Source organism: Acidovorax sp. (genome assembly GCF_046339755.1).
Classification (GTDB): Bacteria; Pseudomonadota; Gammaproteobacteria; order Burkholderiales; family Burkholderiaceae_C; genus Acidovorax.
Window position 1 is genome coordinate 1 of sequence record NZ_JBKDTZ010000392.1, and the last position, 9,522, is coordinate 9,522.

Below are 9,522 nucleotides of genomic sequence, written 5' to 3' on the forward strand. Positions count from 1 at the left end.
AGTCCTGCGAATCGACCACCGCCTTCGCGACGTCGTAGAACGAGATCACGCCCATCAGCGTACGCTGTGTCATCACCGGCATGTAGCGGGCATGGTGGCCGAGCATCATGCGGCGCACTTCGTCCATCTCGGTTTCCATCGTGCAGGTCAGCGGTGCATCGTCCATGGCCGAGCGGACCTGCATGGTGCCCACGCTGCCGCCGTTTTTCACGATGGCCTGGATCACCTCGCGGAAGGTGAGCATGCCCACCAGGTCACCGAGCTCCATCACCACCAGGGAGCCGATGTCGCGCTCGGCCATGATGTCCACGGCGTTGGACAGCGGTTCGTCGGGCGTGACGGTATAGAGGGTATTGCCTTTGACGCGAAGGATATCGCTGACTTTCATGATCGGTCTCCAATGGGGCTCGGTGAGGCGCGGCAGGCCTGTTCACGGCAAATATAGCCCACAATGCGCTAGTCCACTGAAACGGAGAAATCGGCTGGGCGCCCGGGTGGCAGCGGGTGCCTCGCAATGCGCGGGCTGCGGCCAAGGCTGGCCGCCTTGGCAAAGCCCGCAACGCCGCGATGCGCCTGCTGCCACCCCGGCCCGCAGGGTGAGGGTCTGGCAGGGCCGCACTCGTCGTTGCCGTGCTCGCCGGGTTTACAACCCGGCTGCGCCCGCCGCCGAGATTGCGGCCCAGCCAGACCCACACGCACAGCCGATTTTTCCGTTTCAGTGGACTAACACCGACAACATGGGAGACATTGGATGCCCGGTTACTCCGACCCCGGCTTTGACACGCTTGCGCTGCACGCCGGCGCCACCCCCGATCCGGCCACCGGCGCACGCGCCGTGCCGATCCACCTGACCACCTCGTTCGTCTTCGAATCGAGCGACCACGCCGCCTCGCTGTTCAACCTGGAGCGGCCCGGCCACGTCTACAGCCGCATCAGCAATCCCACCAATGCGGTGCTGGAGCAGCGCGTGTCGGCGCTGGAAGGCGGCGTGGGCGCCATCGCCACCGCCAGCGGCCAGGCCGCGCTGCACCTGTCCATCTGCACGCTGATGGGCGCGGGCAGCCACATCGTGGCCAGCACGGCACTGTACGGCGGCTCGCAGAACCTGCTGCACTACACCCTTTCGCGCTTCGGCATAGCCACCACCTTCGTCAAGCCTGGTGACATCGACGGCTGGCGCGCCGCCGTGCGGCCCAATACGAAACTGTTCTTCGGCGAGACCGTGGGCAACCCGGGCCTGGATGTGCTGGACATCCCCACCATCAGCACCATCGCGCACGAGGCGGGTGTGCCACTGCTGGTCGATTCCACCCTGACCTCGCCCTGGCTCATGAAACCGCTGGAACTGGGGGCCGACCTGGTCTACCACTCGGCTACCAAGTTCCTGTCGGGCCACGGCACGGTGGTGGGCGGCATCGTGGTCGATGGCGGCAGCTTCGACTGGGACGGCCCGCGCTCGGCGGGCAAGTTCGCGGAGCTGACTGAGCCGTATGCCGGCTTTCACAACATGGTGTTCAGCGAGGAAAGCTCGGTCGGCGCCTTCTTGCTGCGCGCGCGGCGCGAGGGCCTGCGCGACTTTGGCGCCTGCATGAGCCCGCACACGGCCTGGCTGATCCTGCAGGGCATCGAGACGCTGCCGCTGCGCATGGAGCGGCACATGCGCAACACGGCGCGCGTGGTCGAGTTCCTGGCCAGCCAGCCCTTCGTCTCGCGCGTGGGCCACCCCATGCTCGACACCCACCCCAGCCACGCTCTCGCGCAAAAGCTGCTGCCGCGCGGCGCGGGCTCGGTGTTCAGCTTCGACCTCCAAGGCAACCGCGAGCAGGGCAAAAAGTTCATCGAGGCGCTCAAGGTCTTCAGCCACCTGGCCAACGTGGGCGACTGCCGCAGCCTGGTGATCCACCCGGCCAGCACCACGCACTTCCGCATGAGCGACGAGGCGCTGGTCAACGCCGGCATCACCCAGGGCACCATCCGCCTGTCCATCGGGCTCGAAGATGCCGACGACCTGATCGACGACCTCAAGCGCGCCCTCAAGGCCGCGGAGAAGGCGGCCTGAGCCCGGCGATGGGACCCCAGGCGGCACCCGCCATGGACTGGCATGCCTTCGAGCAGACGCTGCTGGACGATGCGCTGGCACTGGTGCTGCCGGTGTTGCAGGCGCATCCGCTGCGCGGCGATGTCTATGCCGTGGCGCTCGCGGGCATCTACCGCGAGCACGATGGCCCCATCCACCTGCCCACCGTGGCGATGAACAGCGAGGCCGCGCTGGCGCAAGCCGACGAGGACCCCGAAGGCGATGGCTCGCTCTACAGCCTGCGCTGGAACCCGGCGGACTGGTGCTGGCCCGAAATGTCCTCGGGCAGCGCCGCCATGGCCGCGGCCGAAGCCGCACTGGCGACCGAGGCCCAAGGCGGCGACGTGGCGCAGTGGGAGGCCACGGACCGCCGCTGCATTGACGCCCTGGTGCGCGTATGCCAGCGCCTGCGCGATGCCCTGCAGGCCTCGGCCGTGGCCGACCGGCTCACGTCTGGCTTTGCCGTGCTGCTGCACGAGGACAGCGATGAGGGCGTTGCCATGGCCTTGCGCTGCCTGGGCGACGAAGCCTTTGCGCGCCTGCTGCCTGGCCATGCCGCCGACCTGGCCGAGGCAGCGCGCGTGGCGGCGCTGCCCGATGCCGAGCGCCTGCGCTACCACCTGGCTTGCCTGGCGCACCAGCCCGCGCCCGAGCTGGGCCTGACGCGCGAGCAGGCCCAGCGCCATGGCGAGGCGGCGCAGCATGCGCTGCGTGCCTTCGGCCCTGCGGCCATACCGCCGCTGCTGCCCCTGCTGGCGCGCACCGAAACACAGTGCGAGGCCGCGCGCCTGCTGGGCGAGATCGGCGCAGCCACGCCCGAGGTGCTGGCGATCTTGCGCACCCAGGGGCTCAAGCCGGTGCCCCGCAACGGCACCCGCCACCTGGCCCAGGCGGGCCGCAATGTCTGCGCCGGTGCGCTGGCCCACCTGGGCGACAGTGCCTGGCTGCTGCAGCAGGCCCAGGCCGGCACGCTGGGCGACGCGTGTGTGGCGCAAGGCCTGTCATCGCCCTATGGCGCATTCCGCAACCGTGTGCTGGACCCGCTGCCGCTCGACTACCGCCTGATCGAATCCCTGCTCGAAGTGCGGCCTGCGCTGCTGCCGCTGGTGGAGCAGTGGCTGCGCCCCGGCAAGGGCACCTGCACCCTGCGCCTGCACGAGGTGGACGACGCCCTGCGCGGCCTGCAATCGCCGCTGACCGCGGTGCGCCAGCATGCGGCCATGGTGCTGGGCGAGCGGGGCCTGGGCGCCGAGGCCGGTGCGCGCATTGTTCCTGCGCTCGCCCATGCCGTGGCGCAGGACAGCGACGAGACCGTGCGCTACCTGGCCGTGCTGGCCCTGGACGACTGGCGTGGCGCGGCCGCTGCGCAGCGCCCCCTGGCCGAAGCCACCGCCAAGAGGGACAGTAGTAGCAAGGTGCGCGACGCAGCGCAGCGCTGGGTCCAGGTTCTGGACGACCTGGCTGCCGGCGTGCCGCCGCGCTGAATGAGGGCAGCCCTTGCCCCTGACAAGACAAGAACGAAGCAAAGACAAGCGAACCAAGAGGACCCATTCGTATGCAGATCCAAGTCAACGGCCACACCACCTACTGCTACACCGGCGGCAAGGCGTTCAACCCCGCGCTGCCCACCGTGGTCCTGGTCCACGGCGTGCTCAACGACCACAGCGTGTGGGCGCTGCAAAGCCGCTACCTGGCCAACCACGGCTGGAACGTGCTGGCCGTGGACCTTCCCGGCCACTGCCGCAGCGCGGGCGAGGCACCGGCCAGCGTGGAAGCAGGGGCGGACTTCATTGCCGCGCTGCTCGATGCCACAGGCGTGCCGCGCGCAGCCCTGGTGGGCCACAGCTTCGGCTCGCTGATCGCGCTGGAGGCCGCGGCCCGCCTGGGCGAGCGCGTGAGCCACCTGGTGCTGGTGGGCACGGCCTACCCGATGAAGGTCTCGCCCGCGCTGATCGACGCGGCCCTCAACGAGCCCGAGAAGGCCCTGCGCATGGTCAACGTGTTCTCGCGCAGCACGCTGGCGCCGCCTTCGGGCGCGGGTTTCTGGGTCTACAACGCGGGCATGGCGCTGGGCCGCAAGGTGCTGTGCAGCAACAGCGCCGTGAATGTGTTCCACCGCGGCTTCGTGGCCTGCGACAGCTATGCCAACGGCGAGCAGGCCATCGCGGCGGTGCGGTGCCCGGTGCTGTTCGCGCTGGGCGCGCAGGACCAGATGACCGCGCCCAAGGCCGCCCAGGGCCTGGTGGCGGCCGCGCGCGCCGCGGGCAAGGCGGTACAGACCACCAGCCTGCCCGTGGGCCACAACCAGATGAGCGAGGCGCCCGATGGCACGCTGATGGCGATCCGCGACTTCTTGGCCAAGTAAGTCCACGCGGACTCCACCATGACCCTGCGCACCGACCTGCTCGAACTGGCGCGCCAGCACACGCTGGACCGACCTGCCGCCACGCGCCTTCTGGGCCTGGCCGGTCTCCACCGCCCACCTGCGAACCTGCACGCCACGCTGTGGCGCACGGTGGCCGTGATCGCGGCAGCGCTGGGCGGGCTGGGCATCGTGATGTGGATCGCCGCCAACTGGGAGAGCCTGGGCCGCTTCATGCGCTTTGCGCTGCTGCAGGGCTTTGTGCTCGCCATGTGCGCGGGGGCCGCGCTGCGTGCCGGGGCGCGGGCGCCGCTGGCCATGCTGGCGTTGCTGGGTACGGGCGCGCTGTTCGCCTACTTCGGCCAGACCTACCAGACCGGCGCCGATCCGTGGCAGCTGTTTGCGCTGTGGGCGGCGCTCACGCTGCCCCTGGCGCTGGCCGTGCGCAGCGATGTGGTGTGGGTGCCGTGGAACCTGGTCGCCATGGTCGGCATCTCGCTGTGGGCGCAGGCGCACACGGGGCACCGCTGGCGTGTGTCGCCTGCGGACATGACGGTGCACCTGGTCTCCCTGGGCGCCGCTCTGGCTGTGGCGGCGGCCATGCTGCCGCAGGCGCGGCGCTTCACCGGCGCGGGCCTGTGGGCGCTGCGTACGGCGGGCACGCTGGCGCTGGCAATGGTCACTCTCACCGCGCTCGGCGGCCTGTTCCATTCGCCGGTGGCGGGGCACTATGGCCTGGGGCTGGTGCTGCTGGCGGCGGCCGCGGCGCTGGTGGGCATGCGCACGCATTTCGACATCTTTTTGCTCAGCGGTGCGGCGCTGGGGCTCAACATCCTGCTGGTCACGGGGCTGGCGCGGGCCATGTTCTCCAACTCCCGCTTCGACGATTTCGTGGGCTCGCTGCTGCTTATCGGCCTGGTGGCCGCCGGCATGCTGGCCGCCACGGTCAGCGCGGTGACGCGCCTGGCGCGCCGCGCTGCGGCAGCGCAAGGGGAGTCGGCATGAGCGGCGAGCACTCTCTCGATCCCGCAGGCACGGCTGCGGTGAAACCCTCCGCCCTCGATGCCATTGTGCAAAACGCCGTCGCCCAGGGCGTGCTGCCCGCGCACGCCACGGCGGCCGATGCCCGCAAGGCGACCGGCCCCGCGCGCCCCTGGCCCGTGGTGCTGCTCACCGCCCTGGGGGCATGGCTGGCAGCGCTGCCGCTGCTGGCCCTGTTCGCCCTGCTGTTCGGCGAGTGGATCGTGGACGGCGCGGGCGCCTACTTCATCGGCGCCGCTGTGCTGGCCGGCTCCACGGCGGCCCTGCGCAAGGCGGACCTGCCGATCTTCCTGGAGCAACTGGCCTTTCCAGCGCTGCTCACGGGCGCCCTCCTGCTGGGCTTTGCGCTCGGGCGCGACATGGGCGCCCAGCCGGCCGCTGCAGTGATGCTGGTGGTGGCGTTGGCCGTGGCGGTGCTGGTGCCCTTGCCCTGGTTGCGCACCTTGCTGGGTGCGGGCGCTGCCGTGCTGTTCGCGGTCGCCATCTGGCCTGGCAGCCATGGCCGCTGGGCCCTGTCGCCCCTGCTTCCGTGGGGCATGGTGCATGGCGTGCTCGCCGTGTGGGTGGGCCTGCTGCTGTGGCAGCGCCAGGCCCTGGGGCGCGGGGACATGGGCAACCGGGTTGCCGTGCTGCTCGAACCGCTCACCTGCGGCTGGCTGCTGGCCTTGATCTGGGGCCTCTGCGGCCTGTCGGGCCAGACCTTTCTGGTGGGAGGCGCCTTGGGTGCCGGCATCGGCGGCGAGCTGCTGCGCGAAGCCGGTCAGGAGGTCGGGCTGCGCACCCATGCGTTGCAGCGCACGGTGCAGGCCGCCAGCGTGCTGCTGGCCCTGGGCGCCGCCGCCCTGGCACAGCGCGCCTGGCCGGCCCTGCGCCAGCCCCGCGCCGCCGTGGTCGCCCTGGTGCTGGCCTTGCTGTGCTGGTTCTCTCCGCTGTTGGGCTGTGCGCTGCTGACTTTGGTGGTCACCTGCACCACGCGCCGTTGGGGCCAGGCCACGGCGGCTGCGCTGGCCAGCGCCTGGATCATGGGCGGCTTTTACTACCAGCTGGCCTGGCCCCTGGCCACCAAGGCCATGGTGCTCGTGGGCTGTGGCGCCTTGCTGGGTGTGCTGGCCTGGAGTGCCTTGCGCACGCCACGGTCGGGCGTGCCCGCCACGGTTGCCGCTCGCCACTGGGACCATCGCCTGGGCCCCTGGCTGCTGGGCCTGAGCGCGCTGGCCACGGTGGCCGTGGCCAATATCGCCATTGCCGACAAGGAGCACACCATTGCCAATGGCCAGAAGGTCTACGTGCCGCTGGCCCCGATGGACCCGCGTTCGCTGATGCAGGGCGACTACATGCGGCTGGACTTCACCCTGCCGCCGCCGAATGAAACCATCGACTTGCGCAATGCCGGCGTGGAAGGCCTGCTGGGCAGCCGGCCCTATGCTGTTGGCCGGCTCGATGCGCGCGGCGTGGTGGCCTGGGAGCGCATGGAAAAATACGATACGCCGCTGTCTCCTGGCGAGTTCCGCATCCAGCTCACGCCCAAGGACGGCGACTGGACTCTGGTGACCGATGCCTGGTATTTCGCCGAAGGCGATGCCAGCCTGTGGGAAAAGGCCCGGTTTGGTGAATTCCGCGTGCAGCCGGACGGCAAGGCCCTGCTGGTGGGCATGGCGGACGACCAGCTCGTGCCCATAGGCCGTTGATCGTTCACTCCGCCGGCCGGAGGCCGCGCCGCCACGCTGGCCGGCGCAGCAGCGTGAAGGCGCGCAGCAGCCACTCCACCGGCCCGTAGGCATGCCGCGCCATCCAGCGGCGGCTCAGCGCGAGCTGGGCCGCATACAGCGCCACGCAGCCCAGCAGCACCGCGAGCGGAGGCACCCGCCCCACCAGCGCCAGGCCGTAGGCCGTGAACACGAGCGCCCCCACCAGAGACTGCATCAGGTAGTTGGACAGCGCCATGCGGCCCGCGGGTTCCAGCCAGGCGGCCAGCGCCCGGCCGTGGCGGCTGTGCTGCAGCACCCAGAGCAGCGCGGCGACATAGCCCAGTGTGAGGAACGGGGCCGTGGCCAGGTCCACCGCCAGCACCGCGGCAGAGACATGGTCGCTCTGGCGCACCAGGCTGGTCTGCACCGTGGCATAGAGCAAGGCTCCGGCGGCCCCGATGGGCAGGCAGCACCGCATCCACCTGCGCAGGCGCGCTGGCTCCCCTGCGGCGCGGGCCAGATAGCCCGAGCGATGGGCCGCCAGCCCCAGCAGGAACATGGCCAGTGCGCACGGCCCCTGCACGAAAACGATCACGAACCAGACGCCATCGGCCATGTCGCGTCCGCGCTGGGCAATGGCTTCCAGGGGCCCAGCGCGGTAGGCGGCTGCGGCCTGCTGGGCCTTGGCGTGGACCTCGGCCAGCGGCCAGTCCATGGGCGGCGCGAGCGACATCAACCAGGCCAGCAGCCCCCAGCCCAGGGAGACCAGCGCCAGCAGTGCCACGGCCAACGCCGCCGCAGTGCCCGGCCGCAGCCGGCGCATCGGCAGCAGCAACAGGCCCAGCAGCGCATAGGTCACCAGGATGTCGCCCGCGAACAGCAACCAGGCATGCGCCAGCCCCAGCAGCAGCAATCCCGCCAGGCGCCGCAGCATGCGCGGCACAAAGGCGCTGCCCGCGCGCTGGGCCGAGTCCATCTGCAGTGCAAAGCTGTAGCCGAACAGCAGCGAGAACAGGAGGTAGAACTTGGTTTCGAAGACCAGGGCCACGAACCAGCGCACGGCATGGTCTACGGGGCGCGAGAACGCGGGGTCGACCACGCCGAGGCCGAAGTAGGTGGACGCGAAGCTGCCGGCATTGACGAGCAGGATGCCCAGCAGCGCAAAGCCGCGCAGTGCGTCGATGGCGTGTTCGCGGGGCGGTTCGGTGGGAGTCATGGTGAAGAAGGGGCCGCCGCGTTGGGCGGGTGGGGCGCGATGTCCATGGCGCACTGTCAAGTGCGGCACTCCCGCCTGGACGTGCTTGGGCGTATAAAGCGAAGATAAGAACGTGTTCACGATCTTTACGCGGTCCCGTAAAGATCGTGAACACGTTCTAAGTATTACCCACGGAGACAAGACCATGGACATCAGCGCCCCTGTTGCGGACAAGGCCACGGCAGCCACCGATCCGCGTGCCTTCAAGAGCTTTGCGGAGTTCTATCCGTTCTACCTGACCGAGCACAGCAACCGCACCTGCCGGCGGCTGCATTTCGTGGGGTCCAGCCTGTCACTGGTCTGCCTGGCTTTGGCGGTGGCCCTGCGGCAGCCTTGGTTTTTGTTGCTGGGGTTGCTGTGCGGGTATGGGTTTGCGTGGGTGGGGCATTTCGGGTTTGAGAAGAACAAGCCGGCGAGCTTCAAGCGGCCTCTTTACAGCTTCATGGGGGACTGGGCGATGTACCGGGATATCTGGTTGGGGAATGTGCGGTTCTGAGTTTTTTGGACGGCGTGCCTTGTTTGAAGGCGGGGGCCGGGATGTGCGCCCGGCGGCGCAGTAACTTTCTCTTGGGCCGCCAAGAGAAAGTCACCAAAGAGAAGGCGGCCCCCAGTCTGCGTCCCCCATCGCCCGGAGGGCGATGGGGGCAACCTGCGATGCTCGGATCTGGGGTGGTGCCGCAGAACTCGCTGCGTTCTTCGAACTCCGCTCAGACAGCTGCGGCAAGCTAGACGACGCAGCGTGTGTGTCCGTCGGCACACACGCCCACCCCAGCTCCTGCGCTTCTCGGCGCAGCCAGAAGGGGTGGGGAGCGGGTACCACCCGGCTGCTGCTGTCGCAGCTACGGCGGGTGTCGGTGACGCGCTTCGCGGTGCCGACGTTTGGGCGTGATCGCTCTGCCCAGGCCAAGCGCAGCGAGGCAGACCGGGCCGAGCGAAGCAATGGCCCGTGTTGGTATCCCCCCCTTCTGACCGTGCCGAGAAGCGCAGGGCCTGGGGTGAGCGCGTGCCGAAGGACACGCGCATCGTCATCTGGCTCGCCGAAGCTGTTTGACCGGAGCTGCCTCGCAGAGGCAGCGCAGGGAGTTCTTCGGCGTCACCC

Annotated in this window: 8 protein-coding genes; 6 read left to right on the forward strand and 2 right to left on the reverse strand. The window is 69.7% G+C overall.

Annotated elements, in window-relative coordinates; genetic code table 11:
- A partial coding sequence (locus ACK59X_RS33465; protein WP_409963626.1) for a CBS domain-containing protein occupies window positions 1-388 on the reverse strand: 388 nt, incomplete at its 3' end.
- 363 nt (window positions 389-751) lie between these two features.
- Here ACK59X_RS33465 and ACK59X_RS33470 point away from each other — a divergent pair.
- The 5 genes from ACK59X_RS33470 (at window position 752) to ACK59X_RS33490 (ending at window position 7,168) form a co-directional block, all read left to right on the forward strand.
- A complete protein-coding gene (locus ACK59X_RS33470) occupies window positions 752-2,059 on the forward strand; it encodes an O-acetylhomoserine aminocarboxypropyltransferase (protein WP_409963628.1) in 1,308 nt (435 codons plus the stop codon).
- Between the two features lie 32 nt (window positions 2,060-2,091).
- Complete coding sequence (locus ACK59X_RS33475; protein ID WP_409963630.1) at window positions 2,092-3,561, forward strand: DUF4303 domain-containing protein; 1,470 nt, start codon at window positions 2,092-2,094, stop codon at window positions 3,559-3,561.
- Between the two features lie 71 nt (window positions 3,562-3,632).
- Window positions 3,633-4,442 (forward strand): alpha/beta fold hydrolase, encoded by an 810-nt coding sequence (locus ACK59X_RS33480; protein ID WP_409963632.1) that lies wholly within the window; start codon window positions 3,633-3,635, stop codon window positions 4,440-4,442.
- 18 nt (window positions 4,443-4,460) lie between these two features.
- Window positions 4,461-5,444 (forward strand): DUF2157 domain-containing protein, encoded by a 984-nt coding sequence (locus tag ACK59X_RS33485; RefSeq protein WP_409963634.1) that lies wholly within the window; start codon window positions 4,461-4,463, stop codon window positions 5,442-5,444.
- Window positions 5,441-7,168, forward strand: a complete 1,728-nt coding sequence (locus ACK59X_RS33490) for a GDYXXLXY domain-containing protein (protein ID WP_409963636.1) — start codon at window positions 5,441-5,443, stop codon at window positions 7,166-7,168. Before ACK59X_RS33485 ends, ACK59X_RS33490 begins: the two co-directional genes overlap by 4 nt.
- Window positions 7,169-7,172: 4 nt before the next feature.
- On the opposite strand, the gene ACK59X_RS33495 is transcribed toward ACK59X_RS33490, so the two are convergent.
- Window positions 7,173-8,384, reverse strand: coding sequence for a DUF418 domain-containing protein (locus ACK59X_RS33495; RefSeq protein ID WP_409963638.1), 1,212 nt, complete (start codon window positions 8,382-8,384; stop codon window positions 7,173-7,175).
- 184 nt (window positions 8,385-8,568) lie between these two features.
- Between ACK59X_RS33495 and ACK59X_RS33500 the strand changes: the two genes are divergently transcribed.
- Window positions 8,569-8,919 (forward strand): Mpo1-like protein, encoded by a 351-nt coding sequence (locus ACK59X_RS33500; RefSeq protein ID WP_409963640.1) that lies wholly within the window; start codon window positions 8,569-8,571, stop codon window positions 8,917-8,919.
- Window positions 8,920-9,522 lie beyond the last annotated feature (603 nt).

Excerpts from the sequence above, each read along its gene's own strand:
- ACK59X_RS33470 (WP_409963628.1), top strand. The coding sequence starts at position 752 with ATGCCCGGTTACTCCGACCCCGGCTTTGACACGCTTGCGCTGCACGCC.
- ACK59X_RS33475 (WP_409963630.1), top strand. The coding sequence starts at position 2,092 with ATGGACTGGCATGCCTTCGAGCAGACGCTGCTGGACGATGCGCTGGCA.
- ACK59X_RS33480 (WP_409963632.1), top strand. The coding sequence starts at position 3,633 with ATGCAGATCCAAGTCAACGGCCACACCACCTACTGCTACACCGGCGGC.
- ACK59X_RS33485 (WP_409963634.1), top strand. The coding sequence starts at position 4,461 with ATGACCCTGCGCACCGACCTGCTCGAACTGGCGCGCCAGCACACGCTG.
- ACK59X_RS33490 (WP_409963636.1), top strand. The coding sequence starts at position 5,441 with ATGAGCGGCGAGCACTCTCTCGATCCCGCAGGCACGGCTGCGGTGAAA.
- ACK59X_RS33495 (WP_409963638.1), bottom strand. The coding sequence starts at position 8,384 with ATGACTCCCACCGAACCGCCCCGCGAACACGCCATCGACGCACTGCGC.
- ACK59X_RS33500 (WP_409963640.1), top strand. The coding sequence starts at position 8,569 with ATGGACATCAGCGCCCCTGTTGCGGACAAGGCCACGGCAGCCACCGAT.